19 protein-coding genes are annotated in these 18,892 nt (G+C 70.3%); 1 reads left to right on the plus strand and 18 read right to left on the minus strand.

What is annotated here, in order from left to right; translation table 11 throughout:
* Positions 1-5: 5 nt before the first annotated feature.
* The 9 genes from HNQ61_RS01150 to gmd form a co-directional block, all read right to left on the minus strand.
* Positions 6-992, minus strand: coding sequence for a UDP-glucuronic acid decarboxylase family protein (locus HNQ61_RS01150; RefSeq protein WP_170030863.1), 987 nt, complete (start codon positions 990-992; stop codon positions 6-8).
* Between the two features lie 7 nt (positions 993-999).
* Positions 1,000-2,361: a UDP-glucose dehydrogenase family protein gene (locus tag HNQ61_RS01155; RefSeq protein WP_170030865.1), complete on the minus strand. Its 1,362-nt coding sequence runs from the start codon at positions 2,359-2,361 to the stop codon at positions 1,000-1,002.
* Positions 2,362-2,455: 94 nt separating this feature from the next.
* Entirely contained in the window at positions 2,456-3,835 is a 1,380-nt protein-coding gene (locus tag HNQ61_RS01160; protein WP_170030867.1) for a nucleotide sugar dehydrogenase, read from the minus strand.
* A gap of 120 nt (positions 3,836-3,955) precedes the next feature.
* Entirely contained in the window at positions 3,956-5,842 is a 1,887-nt protein-coding gene (locus HNQ61_RS01165) for a polysaccharide biosynthesis protein (RefSeq protein WP_170030869.1), read from the minus strand.
* 236 nt (positions 5,843-6,078) lie between these two features.
* Positions 6,079-7,056, minus strand: coding sequence for a porphobilinogen synthase (gene hemB / locus HNQ61_RS01170; RefSeq protein ID WP_170030871.1), 978 nt, complete (start codon positions 7,054-7,056; stop codon positions 6,079-6,081).
* A gap of 20 nt (positions 7,057-7,076) precedes the next feature.
* The gene (locus HNQ61_RS01175; protein ID WP_170030873.1) at positions 7,077-8,663 is read right to left on the minus strand and encodes a capsule assembly Wzi family protein; all 1,587 of its coding nucleotides are present in this window, start codon (positions 8,661-8,663) and stop codon (positions 7,077-7,079) included.
* Between the two features lie 20 nt (positions 8,664-8,683).
* Positions 8,684-10,201: a uroporphyrinogen-III C-methyltransferase gene (gene cobA / locus HNQ61_RS29430; protein WP_170030875.1), complete on the minus strand. Its 1,518-nt coding sequence runs from the start codon at positions 10,199-10,201 to the stop codon at positions 8,684-8,686.
* On the minus strand, positions 10,198-11,121 hold the full coding sequence (locus HNQ61_RS01185) for a GDP-mannose 4,6-dehydratase (RefSeq protein WP_170030877.1): 924 nt from the start codon (positions 11,119-11,121) through the stop codon (positions 10,198-10,200). Before HNQ61_RS01185 ends, cobA begins: the two co-directional genes overlap by 4 nt.
* A gap of 5 nt (positions 11,122-11,126) precedes the next feature.
* A complete protein-coding gene (gene gmd, locus HNQ61_RS01190) occupies positions 11,127-12,122 on the minus strand; it encodes a GDP-mannose 4,6-dehydratase (protein WP_170030879.1) in 996 nt (331 codons plus the stop codon).
* Between the two features lie 187 nt (positions 12,123-12,309).
* On the opposite strand from gmd, the gene rpmB reads away from it, so the two are divergent.
* Positions 12,310-12,501, plus strand: a complete 192-nt coding sequence (gene rpmB / locus HNQ61_RS01195; protein ID WP_170030881.1) for a 50S ribosomal protein L28 — start codon at positions 12,310-12,312, stop codon at positions 12,499-12,501.
* A 331-nt stretch (positions 12,502-12,832) separates the two neighbouring features.
* Here the strand turns inward: rpmB and HNQ61_RS01200 are convergent, their stop codons facing one another.
* From HNQ61_RS01200 to HNQ61_RS01240, 9 genes are all read right to left on the minus strand, one after another.
* Positions 12,833-13,561 carry a Type 1 glutamine amidotransferase-like domain-containing protein gene (locus tag HNQ61_RS01200; protein WP_170030883.1) on the minus strand — a complete coding sequence of 243 codons (729 nt, stop codon included), beginning with the start codon at positions 13,559-13,561 and terminating at the stop codon, positions 12,833-12,835.
* Between the two features lie 251 nt (positions 13,562-13,812).
* Positions 13,813-14,196 (minus strand): 50S ribosomal protein L17, encoded by a 384-nt coding sequence (rplQ, locus tag HNQ61_RS01205; protein ID WP_170030885.1) that lies wholly within the window; start codon positions 14,194-14,196, stop codon positions 13,813-13,815.
* Between the two features lie 7 nt (positions 14,197-14,203).
* Positions 14,204-15,292, minus strand: a complete 1,089-nt coding sequence (locus HNQ61_RS01210; protein WP_170030887.1) for a DNA-directed RNA polymerase subunit alpha — start codon at positions 15,290-15,292, stop codon at positions 14,204-14,206.
* A gap of 89 nt (positions 15,293-15,381) precedes the next feature.
* Positions 15,382-16,020 (minus strand): 30S ribosomal protein S4, encoded by a 639-nt coding sequence (gene rpsD, locus HNQ61_RS01215; RefSeq protein ID WP_170030889.1) that lies wholly within the window; start codon positions 16,018-16,020, stop codon positions 15,382-15,384.
* A gap of 144 nt (positions 16,021-16,164) precedes the next feature.
* Positions 16,165-16,557 (minus strand): 30S ribosomal protein S11, encoded by a 393-nt coding sequence (gene rpsK, locus HNQ61_RS01220; protein ID WP_170030891.1) that lies wholly within the window; start codon positions 16,555-16,557, stop codon positions 16,165-16,167.
* Positions 16,558-16,746: 189 nt separating this feature from the next.
* Complete coding sequence (gene rpsM / locus HNQ61_RS01225; protein ID WP_170030893.1) at positions 16,747-17,127, minus strand: 30S ribosomal protein S13; 381 nt, start codon at positions 17,125-17,127, stop codon at positions 16,747-16,749.
* A gap of 31 nt (positions 17,128-17,158) precedes the next feature.
* On the minus strand, positions 17,159-17,275 hold the full coding sequence (gene rpmJ / locus HNQ61_RS01230; protein WP_170030895.1) for a 50S ribosomal protein L36: 117 nt from the start codon (positions 17,273-17,275) through the stop codon (positions 17,159-17,161).
* A 151-nt stretch (positions 17,276-17,426) separates the two neighbouring features.
* Positions 17,427-18,176 carry a type I methionyl aminopeptidase gene (gene map, locus HNQ61_RS01235; protein WP_170030898.1) on the minus strand — a complete coding sequence of 250 codons (750 nt, stop codon included), beginning with the start codon at positions 18,174-18,176 and terminating at the stop codon, positions 17,427-17,429.
* Positions 18,173-18,805 (minus strand): adenylate kinase, encoded by a 633-nt coding sequence (locus HNQ61_RS01240; protein WP_170030900.1) that lies wholly within the window; start codon positions 18,803-18,805, stop codon positions 18,173-18,175. Before HNQ61_RS01240 ends, map begins: the two co-directional genes overlap by 4 nt.
* Positions 18,806-18,892: the final 87 nt, after the last annotated feature.

The following is an 18,892-nucleotide window of genomic DNA, read 5'->3' on the forward strand; positions in this document are numbered from 1 at the left end:
GACGATCAGCGCCGCGCGGCGGCGGCGCCGTCCTCCAGAAACCGGGCGGCCTGATCGCCCTCTTCCACCAGCCGGCGAAAGTGCGGAATGGTGCGCGACAGCCCTTCCTCCAGCGGCACGCGCGGCTCCCACCCCAGCACGGACCGGGCGAGGGTGATGTCCGGCTGCCGCACCTTGGGGTCGTCTTCCGGCAGCGGCAGGCGCTGCAGTTCGGAGCGGCTCCCCGTCATCCGCAGCACCAGCTCGGCCAGTTCGCGCACGGTGAACTCGCCCGGGTTGCCGATGTTGGTGGGCTCCGCCCGGTCGCTCAGGAACAGGCGGTAGATCCCCTCCACCAGGTCGTCCACGTAGGTGAACGAGCGCGTCTGCGAGCCGTCGCCGTAGATGGAAATGGGGTCGCCGCGCAGCGCCTGCACGATGAAGTTGCTCACCACGCGGCCGTCGCCCGGGCGCATGCGCGGCCCGTAGGTGTTGAAGATGCGCACGATGCGCGTCTCCATCCCGTGAAAGCGGTGGTACGCCATGGTCATGGCCTCGGCAAAGCGCTTGGCCTCGTCGTACACGCCGCGCGGGCCCACCGGGTTCACGTGCCCCCAGTAGCTTTCCGGCTGCGGGTGCACCTGCGGGTCGCCGTACACCTCGCTGGTGGAGGCCAGCAGAAAGCGGGCGCCCTTGGCCTTGGCCAGGCCCAGCGCCTTGTGCGTCCCCAGCGACCCCACCTTCAGGGTGGGAATCGGCTGCTCCAGGTAGTCGATGGGGCTGGCCGGCGAGGCAAAGTGCAGCACGCCGTCCAGCGGCCCCTCCACGTACATGAAGTTGGTAACGTCGTGCTGCACGAACTGAAAGTCCGGGCGGCCCATCAGGTGGGCGATGTTGTCGGGGTGGCCGGTGATGAAGTTGTCCATCCCCACCACCGAGTGCCCCTCGGCCAGAAAGCGGTCGCACAGGTGCGAGCCCAGGAACCCCGCGGCCCCGGTAATCAGAATCCGCATCCGCGCCTCAGGCCGTGGCGGCCAGCCGCGCCGAACCCGCGCGCGCCTGCCGTCCGATGGACACGTAGTGGAAGCCCGCCTCGCGCATGCGCTCCGGGTCCCACAGGTTGCGGCCGTCAAAGATCACCGGCTCGCCCAACTGCGCGCGCACCCGGGCAAAGTCCGGGTTGCGGTACGGCGCCCACTCCGTCAGCACCAGCAGGGCGTCGGCGCCCTCCAGGCAGTCGTAGTTGTGCTCGCACAGCGTCAGCCCGCCGCTCGTGATCAGGTCCTCGAAGTAGCGCTCGGCCTCGTGCCCGGCCTCGGGATCGTGCGCGCGCACCCGCGCGCCGCGCTCCACCAGCCCGCGCACCACCGTCAGCGACGGCGCCTCGCGCATGTCGTCGGTCTCGGGCTTGAAGCTCAGCCCCCACACCCCGAAGGTGCGCCCCGTCAGGTCGGCGCCAAAGCGCTCCGTCACGCGCTGCACCAGCACGCTCTTCTGCGCGTCGTTCACCTGCTCCACCCCGTCCAGGATCGAGGCATCCACGCCCGTGTCGCGAAGGGTGTGGATGAGCGCCTTGACGTCCTTGGGAAAGCAGCTGCCGCCGTACCCGATCCCCGCGAACAGGAATCCCGGCCCGATGCGCTCGTCCGTGCCGATGCCCTGGCGCACGTGCGTCACGTCGGCGCCCACCGCCTCGCACAGCCCCGCGATCATGTTCATGAACGAGATGCGGGTGGCCAGCATGGCGTTGGCCGCGTACTTGGTGATCTCGGCGCTGGCGATGTCCATGAACAGGATGGGGTTGCCGGTGCGCACGAAGGGGGCGTACAGCTCGCCCAGCTTTTCGCGCGCGTACTCCGAGTCCACCCCCACCACCACGCGGTCCGGCTTCATGAAGTCCAGGACGGCCGCGCCCTCCTTGAGGAACTCCGGGTTGGAGCAGACGTGCACCGTGCGCCCGGTGTGGCGCGCCACCGCGGCGCGCACCTTGGCGGCGGTGCCCACCGGCACCGTGCTCTTGGTGATGACGATCTTTTCCGGGCCGTCGTCGGGCATGTTGCTGCCGATGGTGTCGGCCACCGCCAGCACGTGCTTGAGGTCCGCCGAGCCGTCCTCGCCCGGAGGGGTGCCCACGGCGATGAAGATGATTTCGGCCGAGGCCACCGCCGGGCCCACGTCCGTGGTGAAGCTGATGCGGCCGTCGCGCAGGTTGCGCTCCACCAGCGGCTCCAGCCCCGGCTCGTAGATGGGGATTTCGCCGGCGTTCAGGCGCGCGATCTTGCCGGCGTCCACGTCGGCGCAGACCACGTCGTTCCCCGTTTCCGCCAGGCAGGCGCCCACCACCAGTCCCACGTACCCCGTCCCGACCACCGCTATGCGCATCAACCGTTCTCCTTGACGTGATTCCGTACCGCGAAACGCAACCGCCGCGGGCCGCGAAGATAGCGGGCCCGCGGCTGGATCGAAAGCGGACCGTTCAGCCCACCAGTACCGGCACCCGCACCCGTTCGGGGCCGCGCGCCACCCCCGAAAGCCCCACGATGCGCGCGCCGCCGCGTCCCGCCGGGCGCACCACCCCGCGGGTGTCCACCACCACGCGCGCCCGCTCGGCCACGCGATCGTAGTCCACCGCCGTGTGGTCGGTCACCACCACCACCACGTCGGCCCCGGCCAGCGCCTCGTCCGTGAGCTCCTGGCTCAGCAGCGGGAGGTTGCGCAGCGGCGTGTGGCCGTCGTCGCGGATGGCGCCGCAGAACGGGTCGTGGTACTGCACGTCGGCGCCCTTTTCCTGCAGCAGGCGCAGGATTTCCAGCGCCGGGCTTTCGCGCAGGTCGTCGATGTCCTTCTTGTACGCCACGCCCAGCACCAGCACGCGGCTGCCCCGCACCGCCTTGCCGTCGTCGTTGAGCGCGTCGGCCACCTTGCCCACCACGAACCCCGGCATTTCGGCGTTGATCTCGCTGGCCAGCTCGATCATGCGCGTCTTGAAGGCCAGGGTGCGCATCTTCCAGCTCAGGTAGTGCGGATCCAGCGGAATGCAGTGCCCGCCCAGCCCCGGCCCCGGAGTGAACTTCATGAAGCCGAAGGGCTTGGTGGCGGCGGCGTCGATCACCTCCCACACGTTCACCCCCAGCCGGTCGCAGGCCTGGGCCAGTTCGTTGGCGAGGGCGATGTTGATCATGCGGAAGGTGTTCTCGTACACCTTCACCAGCTCGGCCGCTTCGGCGCTTTCCACCGGCACCAGCGTGTCGAACACGCCGCCGTACAGCGCCACCCCCGCCTCCAGGCAGCGGGGCGTGATGCCGCCGATGACCTTGGGGGTGTTGCGCGTGTGCCACACCGGGTTGCCCGGGTCCACCCGCTCGGGGCTGAAGCAGACGAACAGATTTTCGCCCACCTTGAGGCCGCCGCGCTCCAGGATGGGGAGCACCACGTCGCGGGTGGTTCCGGGATAGGTGGTGCTTTCCAGAATCACCATCTGCCCGGGACGCAGTTGCGCGGCGATCGCCTCGGCGGCGGCCGCCACGAACGACAGGTCCGGGTCCTTGATCTTGTTGAGCGGGGTGGGGACGCAGATGCAGATGGCGTCGCACTCTCCCATGCGCGTCATGTCGTCGGTGGCGGAAAGCAGCCCCTCGCCCACGAACGCGCCCAGCACCTCCGACGACACGTCCTGCACGTGGCTGCGGCCGCCGTTGATACCGCGCACCACGCCCTCGGAGATGTCGAAGCCCAGCGTGCGGTATCCGCTGCGGGCCAGTTCCACGGCCAGGGGGAGCCCCACGTACCCCAGCCCCATGATTCCGACGACGGCTTCCCGGCGTTCTATGCGCGACAGAAGTTCAGTGTACGCCATGATTCGTCCCACGGAGTAGAAAAGGAGCGGGATGCGCCGGGGGCGCATCCACCAAGATGCGCCCCCGAAAACGCAACCGAAGAATATACAGCAACTTGCGAGACGCGGGCAACCCGCTGTCTACCGTGCGAAGGCGGCGTGCAGCCCGCGTTCGCGCAGCGGCGACACGCACTCCGGGATCAGTCCGCAGATGGCCGCCACGCAGTCGTCCGAGCTTCCCACCTCCACCGCGGCGCCCAGGCGGTCCAGCCCGGAGACCAGCGCCTCGGCCTCGGTCTCGGGGGTCTGCACCACCCGGATCTTGGCCAGCGCGGTGGGAAAGGTGGTTTCCACGTCCGACATCAGCTCCTCGTGCAGCTTCTCGCCGGGGCGCAGCCCGGTAAAGAGAATGGGCACGTCGCTGTACGGCTCCAGCCCCGAAAGCCGGATCAGGTTTTCGGCCAGTTCCACGATGCGCACGGGCGAGCCCATGTCCAGCATGCAGATGCGCCCGGCCGCGTCGGGGAGCGCCGCGGCCTGCAGCACCAGCTGCACGGCCTCGGGAATGGTCATGAAGTAGCGGGTGACGTCCGGGTGCGTCACCGTGAGCGGCTTGCCCGCCGCCAGCTGCTTGCGGAACAGGGGCACCACGCTGCCGTCGGAGCCCAGCACGTTGCCAAAGCGCACGGCGCGGAAGTCGGTGCGCGAGGCCTGCAGCACCGGCCATCCCAGCACCACGCGCTCGGCCAGCCGCTTGGTGGCGCCCATGACGCTGGACGGGTGCACCGCCTTGTCGGTGCTGATCAGCACGAACTTGCGGGTGCCGAACTTGGCGGCCAGCTTGGCCACGCACAGCGTGCCCAGCGTGTTGTTGCGCACCGCCTCCACCGCGTTGTCTTCCATCAGCGGCACGTGCTTGTACGCCGCCGCGTGAAAGACGCTGTCGGGGCGGTGCTTCTTGAACACCGCCTCCATCCGCCCCTCGTTGGTGATGTCGGCCACCACGGGGACAATGTCCAGCCCGGGGAACGACGTCTCCAGCTCCATGGCGATGTAGTACAGCGGCGTTTCGCCCTGGTCCAGCACCACCAGCCGGCTGGGCTGCAGCGCCGCCACCTGCCGCGCCAGCTCCGACCCGATGGAGCCCGCGCCGCCGGTGACCATCACCACGCGTCCTTCCAGGTCCTCGCGCACGCCCTCCAGTTCCAGCGCCACCGTTTCGCGCCCCAGCAGGTCCTCCACCTGCACCTTGCGCAGCTCGCTCAGGCGGGCGCGGCCGTCCAGCACTTCGCGCATGGACGGGACGATCTTGAACTCCACCCCCGAATCCATGCACGGCTGCACGATGCGGCGCATTTCTTCGCGCGTGGCGGACGGGATGGCGATGATCACCTCCTCGATCTGCCGGGCCGCGATCAGGGCGGGAAGGTCCTCGCTGGTGCCCAGCATGGGAATGCCGTGCATGCGCATGCCGCGCTTGCCCGGATCGTCGTCCACCAGCCCCACCAGCCAGGTGCTGTCGGAGTCGTCACGCTGAATGTGGCGCAGCAGCCGCTCGGCCGAGGCGCCGGCGCCCACCACCAGGGTGCGCTTGCCGGAGCGCACGCGCCACGGGCGGAACTGGCGCTCGCGCGCGGCCCGCACCAGAAAGCGCACGCCGCCAAAGATCAGAACGGCCAGAACCCAGTCCAGCACCAGCACCGAGCGGGGCACCCCCGCCACCTGGCTGGTCATGAACAGCGCGCCCAGCAGCAGCGCGGAACTCAGCGTCACGGCGCGCACCAGGTCCACCAGGTCGCGCATCCCCACGTGGCGCCACCAGCCCTGAAACAGCCCGAAGATCAGAAACGAGGCAAGGCGGGCCCCCAGCAGGTACGGCAGGGTGGACCAGAACACGGGCGCCACGTCTTCCGGCATCCGCAGATCGAACCGCAGCGCGAAGGCGGCATAGTAGGCCAGCGGGATCAGCAGCAGGTGCAGGCCCAGAACCAGAGGCCGGCGCAGACGAAGCAACAGGGGCGGCAGCATCGATTCCAGAAACACAGGGACAGGCGGCCGGCGCGTCCTCGCCGGAAACTACCGCCAAAAGTGAGCAGACAGGCGCGCCGCTCCGGACCTGGCCGGAGCGGGATGCAGCGGACGGCGTGGACAACGCCGCCGCGCATCGCCTGCACATTCGGGTCCACCAACGTTCAACCCGGCAGAAGGTGACACCGGGCACTCCCGCGCTGCTACAAATCTGCACCGGAGACCGGGACCATCTGCTACCTGGCGCGCGACCGGGCGAACTGGCGCGCATAATAGCTCACCACCCGGTCCGCGCCCGCGCGGCGGATGGAGGTGAGCGCTTCTTCGTGGGCGCGGGGCCCGTCGATCCACCCGCGCTGGGCGGCGGCCTCGATCATGGCGTACTCGCCGGACACGTGATACGCGAACACCGGGTAGCCGGTGTCCTCCTTTACACGGTGGATGACGTCCAGGTAGGACAGCGCGGGCTTCACCATCAGCATGTCCGCGCCCTCGGCCACGTCCTGCCGGGCCTCGCGCAGCGCCTCGCGCACGTTGCCGGGATCCATCTGCGCCGAGCGCCGGTCCCCTTCTGACGGCGCGCTTTCCGCGGCGTCACGGAATGGCCCGTAGAAGGCGGACGCATACTTCACCGCGTAGGACAGGATCGCGGTCTGCTCGAACCCGCCCGCGTCCAGCGCCTTGCGCAGCGCGCCCACCCGGCCGTCCATCATGTCCGACGGGGCGACCACGTCCGCGCCCGCGGCGGCGTGCGTGGCGGCCACGCGCGCCAGCAGCGGCAGGGTGGCGTCATTGTCCACATCCCCCGCGCGCAGGATGCCGCAGTGGCCGTGGCTGGTGTACTCGCACAGGCACACGTCGGTGATCACCAGCAGTTCGGGAAGCTCGCGCTTGAGCAGGCGCACGGCCCGCTGCACGATCCCGTCCTCGTCGTATCCGCCGGTCCCCAGTTCGTCCTTGTGCTCGGGGATGCCGAAGAGAAGCACGCCGCCGATCCCCAGCCGCAGCGCCTCTTCCGCGTCGCGCAGCAGTTCATCCGCCGAGGTCTGCTCCACCCCGGCCATGGAACCCACGGGGCGGCGCACCCCCGTTCCCGGGACGGCGAACAGGGGAAGGATCAGGTCCGCCGGGCTCACCACCGTTTCGCGCGAGGCGGAGCGCAGGGCCTCCGTCCGCCGCAGCCGGCGCGGGCGGTACGTGGGAAATATGGACATCAAAAACCTCTACGTCGGTCTCAGAAGAAGGCGGCGGCGCCGGCCTGCAGGCGGCGCTGGCGCCACCCGTCGCCCGCGTCGCGGAACCAGGCGGCGGTCAGGTCCACCCGCCCGATGCGCAGCGCGGCGTCCACGCTCCCCCCGCTGCTGCGTCCCACACGGAGCGGCGCAAAGAGATTGGCGCCGCCGTACTGCTCCAGCGATTCGTTGGAGCGCGAGCGCCGGAACGCGCGCCCGTCCAGGCGCAGGCGGCCGTCCAGCAGGTCGGCCTGCGCGTAGACCAGCGCCTCGTCCCCCTCGCCGCCCAGCGGGTGGCCCAGGGGGTGGCTGCCGCGCGCCCAGTTGCCGGTCTGGCTGGAGTTGAAGTACCACGGCCCGTGGCCGCAGCACACGGTGGAAAAGCGCGTGTACTCGCCCCCCACCGCCACCTGGGGCAGCCCCGGCAGCGCGGGGATGAAGACGCCCGCCACCGTCCCGGGCACCTCATCCAGCGCGCCCGCGCCGTCGTCCGCGCCGGTTTCGGCGTACAGAGTGACGGGGAGCCAGCGCTCCGTCGGCAGGCGCAGGCGGCCGTCGAACGACAGGATCTGGTTCTCGAAGTTGCTGCTGCGGATCACTCCCGCCGTCATCCGCAGGAGCCGCGACAGGGAGATGCGCTCCCGCTCGCTGCCGAACACGGAGCCCCGGTTGACGGCCAGGGTGAGGCGCGCGTGGGGCTGAAATGCGACGCGCGCGCCCCACAGCCATGCCTCGTCCGGGTGGCGTCCCGGGTCGCTCATCCGGCTGAAGAAGGTGTGCAGGCTCACCGGGCCGGCGTATCGAAGGACGGACGGCAGCTCCAGCGGCCGCGTGGTCTGCACCTCCAGCCGGGTGAGCGGCGCGTTGGGATAAAAGACGACCGCGCCGCCCACGCCCGGGCCGTAGCCCACGGCCTGCCGCCCCACGGACGCGGAAAAGGAGCCCGCCGCGGCGACGGCTTCCCACCGCGGCAGCGCGGCGCCGTCCTGGTCCGCCCGGCCCTGCGCGTACGCGGCGCCAAACCCGCCCAGGCGCACCGCGCCCTCGGCGCGGACGCGCGCGGCGGACAGTTCCCGCACGGGCTTGGGATCGATCCGCCACGGCCCGTACGAGATGGCGGGGGTCAGCCGGCCGGCCTCGCTCTCGTACCCGGCCTGCACCCGCCCGCCCAGCAGCGCCAGGGGGCTCGCGACGGCACGGCGGTACTCACCGAACTCCTCGTAGAAGCGGGACAGCCACCCTTCCGCCAGCGGCTGCAGCCGGGTGCCGTCCGCCGCGATGGCGGCGCGCTCCAGCGCTTGGGCCAGCGCGTGGCGCGGCACGGCGCCCTGCGCGGGAAGGTAGCCCGGGATGAGCCCCAATGCGTCGGCGCGGCGCGCGGCGCGGACGGCCCAGTGCGTCTGCGGCACCAGCGGCGACGCGCCCCGGTGGTGCGGCGCATCGTCGTCCCGCCGGCCGGCGCCATCTCTCTCCGCGCCGTCCACGACATCCGCCGGCGGACGCGTGGAATCAGCGGAAATGGTCTGCGCGCAAAGCGCGGCGCCGTCCAGCAGCGCCGCGCCCATGACCGCGGTAAGAGCCCGTCCCATCCCTCCTGCCGATCGCGCCATCAACTTTCCTGAGTTCGAGACGCGAACGCGTTCCGCAGCGCCGCCACCAGACCGTCGATCGTGTGCTCGCCGGCTTCGATGTCCACCGTGAGCCCCAGTTCCCGCGCCGCGGCGGAGGTCACCGGGCCGATGCTGGCCACCCGCGCCCCGCCCAGCTCCGCACCCGCCGCCTGCACGAAGTTGCGGACGGTGGATCCGGCGGTGAACGCCACGGCATCCACCTGCCCGCCCGCCAGCAGCGCCCGCACCTCGTCCGCGCCGGTGGCGTCGGGCGCGGTGGCGTAGACCGCCACGTCCACGACCTCCGCCCCCGCGTCGCGCAGCCGCGCGGGGAGTTCCGCGCCGGCGGCTTCCGCCCGGGGAAGCAGGATTCGCACCCCGTCCACGGGGCCCTCCGCCAGCAGCGCCTCCGCCGCGGCGGTGCCCAGCGACTCGGAGGGCACCACGTCCGCGCGGATTCCACGCGCGTTCAGCGCCGCGGCCGTCCCCGGCCCCACCGCGCAGATCCTGACGCCGGAAAGTGCGCGGGCGTCACGGCCGGACGCGGCGAGCGCATCCCAGAAGCGCTCCACCGCGTTGGCGCTGGTAAAGACGATCCACCCGAACGATTCGATCTCGCCCACCGCGTCTCGCAGCGGAGCCGGATCGGCGGGCGGGACCACGCGGATGGTGGGGAACTGGACGACTTCCGCCCCCAGCGCCGTCAACTCGGCCGCGAAGCCGCTGGCCTGCGCGCGGGCGCGGGTCACCACGATCCGCTTTCCCGAGAGCGGGCGCCGGTCCCACCACGCCAGGCGCTCGCGCAGGGAGGCTACCTGCCCCACGACGATCAGCGACGGCGCACCTATGCCCGCCTCCACCGCCAGCGCCGGAAGGGTGTCCAGCGTGCCGACGACGGTGCGCTGCCGCGGGTACGTCCCCCACTCGATCACGGCGGCGGGGGTGTCGGAGGGACGGCCGGCTTCCACCAGGCGGCGGAAGTTTTCCTCCATCCGCCCCACGCCCATGTAGAACACCACCGTGCCCACGCCGCGCGCCAGGTGCGCCCAGTCCACGTCCGTCCCGGACTTTTCCGGGTCTTCGTGCCCTGTCACGAAGGCGACGCTGGCCGCCATCCCGCGCTGGGTGACGGGGATGCCCGCGTACGCCGGCGCCGCGATCCCGGCCGTGACGCCGGGGACGATCTCGAACGGGACGCCCGCGTTCGCCAGCACCAGCGCCTCTTCCCCGCCCCGCCCGAAGACGAACGGGTCGCCGCCCTTGAGGCGGACGACGCGGCGAAAGCGGCCGGCCAGCTCCACCAGAATCGCGTTCGTCTCGTCCTGCGTGCGCGCCTGAAAGCCGCGGCGCTTGCCCACGAACACGCGCTCCTCCGTCTGCACCAGCTCCAGGATCGCCGGGCTCACCAGCGCGTCGTACACCAGCACGTCGGCGGAGCGCAGAAGCTCGGCGGCGCGCAGGGTGAGCAGCCCGGGATCGCCCGGGCCGGCGCCCACCAGGTAAACCGTTCCCGTCACGAACCCGTCCCGGCAAAGGAGTCCAGAAGATCCCTGAGCGTCTGCTCAAAGGGGATCGCGGGGGCCCAGCCCAGCGCGGCCAGGCGGTCGGCGCGGCCCAGCAGCAGCGGAATGTCCACGGGGCGCACCCGCTCCGGGTCCACCTCCACCCGCGCGGGGACGCCGGAGATGGCAATCATGTCGCGCACCACGTCCTCCATGCTGCGCGCGGTGCCGGAGCAGACGTTGTACACGCCGCCGGGCTCGCCCGCTTCCATCAGCCGCACGTATCCACGGACGACGTCGCGCACGTCCAGCAGGTCGCGGCGCGCGCTCAGGTTGCCCACGCGCAGCACGGGGTCGGCGGCGCCGCGCATCCCCGCGATCTGCCGCGCGAAGCTGGCCAGGGCAAAGCGCGAGTCCTGCCCCGGGCCCGTGTGGTTGAAGGATCGGGCAATCACCACCTCCACGCCGGACGCCTGCAGCGCCGCGATCTCCGCGGCGGCCTTGCTGGCCGCGTACGGATTGCAGGGGCGCTGGGGATGATCTTCGGCGATGGGCTGCTCGTCATCCGGCACCAAGCCGTACACCTCGGCCGAGCTCACCACCAGCAGCCGCGTTCCCTGGGGGAGCGCGAGGGCGAGGCGCAGCGTTCCGGTGGCGTTCACGTCCCACGTGCCCAGGGGATCGGCGAACGCCCCGGCCACCGACGCCTGCCCGGCCAGGTGGTATACGACGTCGGGGCGCGCCCGGCCCACGGCCGCGCGCACCCCGTCATCCGACGTCACGTCCAGTTCGATCCACTCCGCGCCCTCGCCGGCCAGCGCGGCGGGAGCGAGCCCGTCCTGGCTGGCCGCGACCACCGCGTGCCCCCGGCCCCGCAGCGCCCGCACCAGCCAGCCGCCGGCAAAGCCGGCGGCCCCGGTCACCAGAACGCGCACGACGCTCAGACCGCGGAAGAAACGGCCGAACGACGATTGCCACGCAGGCGCTCGAGGTCGGCCTCCACCATCATGGTCACCAGCGACTCGAAGTTCACCTCGGGCTCCCAACCGAGCTTGCGCTTGGCCTTGCCGGGGTCGCCCACCAGCAGGTCCACCTCGGCGGGGCGCATGAAGCGCTCGTCCAGCTTCACGTGCTCGCGCCAGTCCAGCCCCACGGCGCTGAAGGCGAGCTCCACCAGCTTCTGCACGGTGTGCGTCTCGCCCGTGGCCACCACGTAGTCGTCCGGCTCGTCCTGCTGCAGCATCAGGTGCATGGCGCGCACGTAGTCGCCGGCGAAGCCCCAGTCGCGCTGCGCGTCCAGGTTGCCCAGGCGCAGCTCGCGGCTCAGCCCCAGGCTGATGCGCGCGGCGCCGTCGGTGACCTTGCGCGTCACGAACTCCAGCCCGCGGCGCGGCGACTCGTGGTTGAACAGGATGCCGCTGACCGCGTACATCCCGTAGCTTTCGCGGTAGTTCACCGTGGCCCAGTGGCCGTACACCTTGGCCACGCCATACGGCGAGCGGGGATAAAACGAGGTGTCCTCGTCCTGCGGTACCGCCTGCACCTTGCCGAACATTTCCGACGACGACGCCTGGTAGAAGCGGATGCGGCGTTCGCGGTCAAAGATGCGGATGGCTTCCAGCATGCGCGTCACGCCCAGGCCGGTGACGTCGCCGGTAAGCACCGGCTGCGTCCACGAAGTCTGCACGAACGACTGCGCGGCCAGGTTGTACACCTCGTCGGGCTGGCTGGCTTCCAGCGCGTAGAACAGGGAGTTCTGGTCCGACAGGTCGCCCGACACCAGCTCCAGCCGGTCCTGGATGTGGTCGATCCGCTCAAAGGTGACCGTGGAGCTGCGGCGGACCAGACCAAAGACGCGATAGCCCTTCTCCAGGAGCAGTTCGGCGAGGTAGCTTCCGTCCTGCCCGGTGATGCCGGTGATCAGTGCTGTTTTCATACCCGTGTGTGCGGGGGTGGGGCCCGCGGAACGGCGGGCGGGTACAGGCGGGGGAAGGTAAACCCGGGCGCACACTCCGTCAACGCAAACGGGTGCGGGGCACGGGTTGACCGCGGGGCAACAATGCCCTATCATTCCCGGCTTCGCAGGTTTTGGTATACAAAGGTACGGCTACAGGAGACTTCCGATGGCTTTTTGCGCCGTCTGCGGAAAGGGCCCGCGCAGCGGGAACAACGTCAGCCACGCGAACAACAAGACCAAGCGTGTCTGGCGTCCCAACCTCCAGCCTGCCCGGATCGTGACTGACAACGGCACGCACAAGCGCGTCCGCGTCTGCACGAGCTGCATCTCGGCTGGCAAGATCCGCAAGGCGGGCTGAGGGTTCCGGCAGGTCCCCCGCAGGACTGAACACGAAAGCGGCCGCGCATCCCCGGATGTGCGGCCGCTTTCGCGTTCTCCCCTTTTTCTGTCACGCGATCGGTCTTCGCGCGCAAGGCTTCGCTCGTCATCAGGCGGGGAGGCCCCTCCCCCGGCACCTCCCCGCTCCCCTCCCGGCCGAAGCAGAAGCGCGTGGAAGAACTCACACCGGGATCGAGGCTTCGTGCAGGTGAAGCCTCACTGCCAACGCCGCGAGGCTTTCCGCCGTTGTTGCGGCGAATCCATTCGCACCCGCACCAACCCGCCCGATCGGACCGGGACGAATCTCCCGATCAGCCGCGGCCGGAGGCCCCCAGGTACTCGGTCGGCATCGTCTCCACGCGCACGTCGCCGCCGCCGAGGGGCTCGGCCAGCCACGCACGCGCCTCTGGACGGGAGGAGACCGCGCGCACCAGGCGACCATCCGCGTAGTGCAGCCCCACGCCGTCCTCCGCGGCGATCCCCGGCTGCCCGGTGTCGCGCACGATGTCGCGGAACGCGGCGGGGCGGCGAGGGTCGCTGTCGTAGTGCGGGCAGAAGCCGCCGGGAAGCATGCCCAGCCCATCGTGCAGCGGGTTTAGGCCGGGCCCGTACGAGTCGGTGATGCCGCGCTCGAACCAGCACAGCCCGCCCGCGCTCACCCCGCACGCCACCGTTCCCCCCGCCAGCACGTCGGGCAGAACATCCGCCAGCCCCTGCGCCCGCCAGATCGCGATCAGGTTGACCGTGTTGCCCCCGCCCACGTACAGCAGGTCCATGCCCGACAGGTAGGCGTGCAGGTCCGTCACCGAGCGGCTGAAGAGCGTCAGGTGGCTCGGCTCGCAGCGCCCGTCGTCGAACGCGTCGTAGAAGCGGTCCAGCCACACCTGCGCGTCGCCGCTGGCCGTGGGGATCATGCACACGCGCGGGCGCGATCGCCGGCACAGGCTGAGCGCGTAGTCGTCCAGCAGCGGATTGGAGGGCTCCATGGCGAACCCGCCGCCGCCGAACGCGACGATCTGGCCCTTGGTGATGGGAGGCATGAGACGACGGTCAGGTTGAGAGGCGATCATCCGAGATCCAGAAAGATGCAGATTACTGTCGCAATCCGAAAGCCACGCCACGTACGATCCCCCTCATCAGTTTCCCGCGTACCTCCGCGAACCTCCGCGGCCTCCGCGTGAAACCTCACCCCTTCCGACGACCGGCACTCAGCGGAAAACGACGAACCCCGCGCCTCTCCGGAGAGAAGCGCGGGGTTCGCGGTACGTCACGGACGATCACCAGACCGCGGTCAGCGGCCGATGACCACCGCTTCCGTGGGACGATCCACCAGCTCGATCAGCGACGTCTCGCCGCCGTCACCCTGACGGAAGCCCGTCTTGAGGATGCGGGTGTAGCCACCCGCGCGCGACGCGTTCACCGGCCCGATCTGGCTGAACAGGTGCACCAGCACGTCGCGGTCCTGGATGTGCCGCGCAGCAAGGCGCTTGCTGTGCAGGTCGCCGCGCTTGGCCAGGGTGATCAGCTTTTCCGCGAACGGACGAAGCTCCTTGGCCTTGGCGGTGGTGGTCTCGATGCGGCCGTGACGGAACAGGCTGCTGGCCATGTTCCGAAGCAGCGCAAGCTTGTGCTCATTGGTGCGGCCGAGCGCGCGGCCCTTGTTTCCGTGTCTCATTGGCTTTCTACAGCTCCCCGGCGGGGCCGTTGTCGGCGCCCCCGTTCTGCTCGTTGTTGTCGGCGTCGTCGCGAACCACCCACCAGAGCGTGCCCGCGTCGTCCGACTCCAGCGAGCTGCCGAAGCGAAGTCCGTGGCCCGCCAGGAAGTCGCTGATTTCCTGCAGCGACTTCTTGCCGAAGTTGTCGATGGCCAGCATCTGCTGTTCGGTGCGCTGAACCAGGTCGCGCACCGAGTGGATGTTTTCCTTCTGCAGCGAGTTGCGGCTGCGAACCGACAGCTCGGCCAGATCCTCGATGGGACGGTTCAGCAGCTCCTGCAGACGCGGCGCGATGGGCGCGCGCCCCGCGGGAACGGCTCCGCCGGCACCGCCGGTGTCGCCCCAGCTGCGGTCGGCGCGCCACTCGGGCGTGCCGCCGGCAAGAAAGGCCAGGTGCTCAATGGCCAGCCGCGCCGCGTACTGCACGGCCGACGGAACGTCGAGGGCACCGTTGGTCTCCACTTCCAGCACCAGACGGTCGAAGTCGGTGCGCTGGCCCACGCGCGTTTCCTCGACCACGAAGTTGGCGCGGGTCACCGGGTTGTAGATCGCGTCCACCCGCACCAGGTCCGCCGGCATGCCGCGCGGAATGGGGTGAGCTTCGGCGGGCACGTACCCGCGGCCCTTGTTCACGTACAGTTCCATCCGCAGGTCGCGGTCGTCCTGCAGCTCCAGGATGTGGTGGTCCAGGTTGATGACGTCCACCGACGGATGCCCGGTGATGCTGCGCGCCGTGACGCGGCCGGCCTTGTTGGCCCGCAGTTCCAGCACCGCCTCTTCGGCGTCCTCGTCCATCCGCAGCACCAGCGACTTCAGGTTGCGGATGATCTCGTGCACGTCTTCCACCACGCCCGCCACCGTCTGGTGCTCGTGCAGCACGCCGTCGGCCCGGAACGCCCACACCGCCGAGCCGCGAAGGCTGCTCAGCAGAATGCGGCGCATGGTGTTGCCCATCGTATGTCCAAAGCCCCGCTCCAGCGGGCGCAGGACAATCTGCCCCGTGCGCGGCTGCTCGGGCAGATTCGGCATCTGCAGGCCGGTAATATCGAGTTCCAAGATGTCCCCTCCCGGATGTGGACAGGTGCGCGAAACACCCGGGCGGCGAAGCGCAACCGCGCTCCGCCGCTCAGGGTTCGTCCGTCAGCTTACTTGCTGTAGAGCTCGACGATGAGCTGCTCCTGCACCGCCAGCGGGATGTCCGCGCGGGTGGGGCGGGCTACCATCCGGCCGGTGCGCGAGCCCTCGTCCACCGCCAGCCAGCCCACGGTGCTGGGCTTGGTCTTGGAGGCGAGCGACGCCTGCACGGGCAGAATGTCCTTGCTCTTGGGCGCAATGCGCACTTCGTCGCCCGGCTTCACCTGCGCGCTGGGCACGTCGAGCTTGCGGCCGTTCACCTGCACGTGGCCGTGGCGGATGAGCTGGCGCGACTCCTTGCGGGTCGAGCCGAAGCCCATGCGGTAGATCACGTTGTCCAGACGGCTCTCGAGCGCCACCAGCAGGTTCTCACCCGTGATGCCCGTCTCGTGAGCGGCCTTCTCGAACAGGTTGCGGAACGGGCGCTCGGCCACGCCGTAGATGCGCTTCACCTTCTGCTTTTCACGCAGCTGGTGCGCGTACTCCGAGACCTTCTTGCGGCGCCCGCCGCCCGTCTGGCCGTGCTGGCCGGGGGCGTAGGGGCGGCGCTCGACGGGGCACTTCTCGGTGAAGCACTTGGTGCCCTTCAGAAACAGCTTCTGTCCCTCGCGGCGGCACAGCTTGCAGGAGGGTCCGGTGTAACGGGCCATGTTCGGGTAACCGTTTGGATGATGAGTGTGTCTCGGCTTCGTCCCCCCGACGGTCGCGAGGGTTTACGCCAATCACCAGAAAAATGCTCGGTGCCCGGTGCCGGTCCGCGTGGACCGGGGCACCAGGCACGTCCGTCCGTCAGATCAGACGCGGCGCTTCTTGGGAGGCCGGCAGCCGTTGTGCGGAATGGGCGTCACGTCGCGGATGCTGCGAATGCCCAGCCCCGAGGCGGCCAGCGCCTGGATGGCGGACTCGCGGCCCGAGCCGGGACCCTGCACGTACACGTGCACGCGCTTCACGCCCAGCTGCAGCGCTTCGCGCGCGGCCTGCTCGGCGGCCACCGTCGCGGCGAACGGGGTGCTCTTCTTGGAGCCCTTGAACCCCGCCTTGCCGGAGCTTCCCCACACGACCGAGTTGCCGGCCATGTCGGTGATGCTCACGAGGGTGTTGTTGAACGTCGCCTTCACGTGGGCAATGCCCTCGCTCTCGACGTGGCGCTTGGTCTTGGGGCGCCCCGCGGTCTTCGGCTTGGCCATCTTGATTGTCCCTGTGTATGGGTGCGCGGCCTACCGCGCCTCCGGTACGGCTCCCCGCCGGCGAAATCCGGCGGGGTGGTCATCGGCCTCGGCGCGCCGCCGGACCGATCGGAAACAGAAGTGCACAGTACCAGGTACCAGGTGCCCAGAGACTGGGAACCCGGCACTTGGGACTGGGCACTTCCGTTCTTACTTCTTGCCCGGCTTCTTCTTGCCGGCGATGGCCCGGCGCGGGCCCTTCTTGGTGCGCGCGTTGGTGTGCGTGCGCTGGCCGCGGACGGGAAGCCCGCGACGGTGGCGCAGCCCCCGGTACGAACCGATGTCCATGAGGCGCTTGATGTTGCGCGACACCTCGGAGCGCAGCGCGCCCTCGACGCGAATGCTCGCGTCGATGATGCGGCGCAGCTTGTTCACGTCGTCATCGCTCAGGGCGTGGACGCGCGTGTCGGGGTTGATCCCCGCTTCGTTCAGAATGCGGCGCGACGTGGCGCGGCCGATTCCAAAGATGTACGTGAGGCCGATCTCCGCGCGCTTTTCGCGGGGGAGGTCGACGCCGGCAATACGAGCCATCCTGCTCTTCTCCTTAAGCCGAGTCCGGGGATCAGCCCTGGCGCTGCTTGTGGCGCGGGTTCTTCTTGCAGATGATGCGGATGACGCCCTGCCGCTTGACCACTTTGCAGTGCTCGCAGATCGGCTTTACGCTCGCGCGGACCTTCATGTTCGCCTCGCCTGTATGACCTGATTGAACGGAAGCCTGAGAACCTAACTACAATCACGCGATCCCGCAAGCGCTCACCAGCCGTGCGCGCCGCGGGCCGCGGTTCCTCGCCCCTCTTCTCCGCCCTGTTCCGCGGAGCCCCGCCCCGCCGTCAGCCCGTCAGAATGCGCGGGCCGTCGGCGGTCACCGCCACGGTGTGCTCGAAGTGGGCAGACACCTTGCGGTCCGCCGTCACCACGGTCCACCGGTCGGGAAGGGTGCGCACGTTGGCCGTGCCCAGGTTGAACATGGGCTCGATCGCCAGCACCATCCCCTCCACCAGCTTGAGCCCCTTGCCCCGCTTGCCGAAGTTGGGCACCTGGGGCTCCTCGTGCGGCTGGCGGCCCACGCCGTGGCCCACCAGCTCGCGCACCACGCCGTACCCGGCCTCGTCGGCCACCTCCTGAATGGCGGCGCCCACGTCGCCCAGCCGGTGCCCGGGGCGCGCCTCGGCGATGCCGCGGGCCAGCGCCTCCTGCGTGCGGTCCAGCAGCCCCTGCGCCTCGGGGGCGATGGCCCCCACGGGACAGGTGATGGCCGCGTCGGCGTAGAAGCCCTCCAGCTTGACGCCGCAGTCCACGCTCAGCACGTCGCCTTCCTTGAGGGGGCGCCGGGTGGACGGGATCCCGTGCACCACCTCGTGGTTCACGGAAACGCAGAGCGTGGCCGGAAAGCCGTACAGCCCCTTGAACGCCGGGATCGCGCCCGGGTGCGAGCGGATGAACGCCTCGGCCCAGCGGTCCAGGTCGGCCGTGGTCACCCCGGGCCGGATCTCGCCCGGAATCTCCCGGTACAGCGCGGCCAGGATGGCGCCGGCCTGGGCGATGGTGTCGATCTCCGCCGCCGTCTTCAGGTGAATCACCGGCCCAGCGCCGCGCGCAGGTCGGCCTGCACTTCGCCGATGGGACGGCCGCCGTCCAGCGTGTGGACGGGAACGCCCGCCTGGCGGTAGTGCTCCACCAGCGGCGCCGTGCTGCGGCGGTACACCTCCAGCCGCTCGCGCACCGTGGCCTCGGCGTCGTCGGCGCGCTGCACGCAGCGGCCGGCGATCTCCGCCGGGGCGGGGTTGTGCACCACGTGGTAGACCGTCCCCGTTTCCGGGTCGGTGCGGCGCCCGCTCATGCGCTCCACGATGGCGTCGTCGTGCACGTCCAGGTACACCACCGCGTCGATGCCGCGCCCCAGCTCCGCCAGCAGCAGGTCCAGCGACGCGGCCTGCGCCACGTTGCGGGGATAGCCGTCGAAGATGGCGCCGGCGGCGGCGTCGGGACGCGACAGCCGCTCGCGCACCAGGCCGAGCACGATGTCGTCCGAGACCAGCTGGCCGGCGTCCATCACCGCCTTGGCCTGCAGCCCCAGCGGCGTGCCCTGGCGCACCGCGTCGCGCAGCATGTCGCCGGTGGCGATCTTGGGCGCACCCAGCGTTTCCGTGAGCAGGGCCCCCTGGGTGCCCTTGCCGGCGCCCGGGGCGCCGAGGAGGATCAGGTCCATGTGATTCCGTTCACCATTCAATGGGACAAGTGCCCAGCACCCGGCCGCGAACGACGGGTACTGGGCACTTGAATCGGTCTGCGTCCG

It is taken from the genome of Longimicrobium terrae, assembly GCF_014202995.1.
GTDB lineage: Bacteria > Gemmatimonadota > Gemmatimonadetes > Longimicrobiales > Longimicrobiaceae > Longimicrobium > Longimicrobium terrae.

Excerpts from the sequence above, each read along its gene's own strand:
- HNQ61_RS01150 (WP_170030863.1), bottom strand. The coding sequence starts at position 992 with ATGCGGATTCTGATTACCGGGGCCGCGGGGTTCCTGGGCTCGCACCTG.
- HNQ61_RS01155 (WP_170030865.1), bottom strand. The coding sequence starts at position 2,361 with ATGCGCATAGCGGTGGTCGGGACGGGGTACGTGGGACTGGTGGTGGGC.
- HNQ61_RS01160 (WP_170030867.1), bottom strand. The coding sequence starts at position 3,835 with ATGGCGTACACTGAACTTCTGTCGCGCATAGAACGCCGGGAAGCCGTC.
- HNQ61_RS01165 (WP_170030869.1), bottom strand. The coding sequence starts at position 5,842 with ATGCTGCCGCCCCTGTTGCTTCGTCTGCGCCGGCCTCTGGTTCTGGGC.
- hemB (WP_170030871.1), bottom strand. The coding sequence starts at position 7,056 with ATGTCCATATTTCCCACGTACCGCCCGCGCCGGCTGCGGCGGACGGAG.
- HNQ61_RS01175 (WP_170030873.1), bottom strand. The coding sequence starts at position 8,663 with ATGGGACGGGCTCTTACCGCGGTCATGGGCGCGGCGCTGCTGGACGGC.
- gmd (WP_170030879.1), bottom strand. The coding sequence starts at position 12,122 with ATGAAAACAGCACTGATCACCGGCATCACCGGGCAGGACGGAAGCTAC.
- rpmB (WP_170030881.1), top strand. The coding sequence starts at position 12,310 with ATGGCTTTTTGCGCCGTCTGCGGAAAGGGCCCGCGCAGCGGGAACAAC.
- HNQ61_RS01200 (WP_170030883.1), bottom strand. The coding sequence starts at position 13,561 with ATGCCTCCCATCACCAAGGGCCAGATCGTCGCGTTCGGCGGCGGCGGG.
- rplQ (WP_170030885.1), bottom strand. The coding sequence starts at position 14,196 with ATGAGACACGGAAACAAGGGCCGCGCGCTCGGCCGCACCAATGAGCAC.
- rpsD (WP_170030889.1), bottom strand. The coding sequence starts at position 16,020 with ATGGCCCGTTACACCGGACCCTCCTGCAAGCTGTGCCGCCGCGAGGGA.
- rpsK (WP_170030891.1), bottom strand. The coding sequence starts at position 16,557 with ATGGCCAAGCCGAAGACCGCGGGGCGCCCCAAGACCAAGCGCCACGTC.
- rpsM (WP_170030893.1), bottom strand. The coding sequence starts at position 17,127 with ATGGCTCGTATTGCCGGCGTCGACCTCCCCCGCGAAAAGCGCGCGGAG.
- rpmJ (WP_170030895.1), bottom strand. The coding sequence starts at position 17,275 with ATGAAGGTCCGCGCGAGCGTAAAGCCGATCTGCGAGCACTGCAAAGTG.
- HNQ61_RS01240 (WP_170030900.1), bottom strand. The coding sequence starts at position 18,805 with ATGGACCTGATCCTCCTCGGCGCCCCGGGCGCCGGCAAGGGCACCCAG.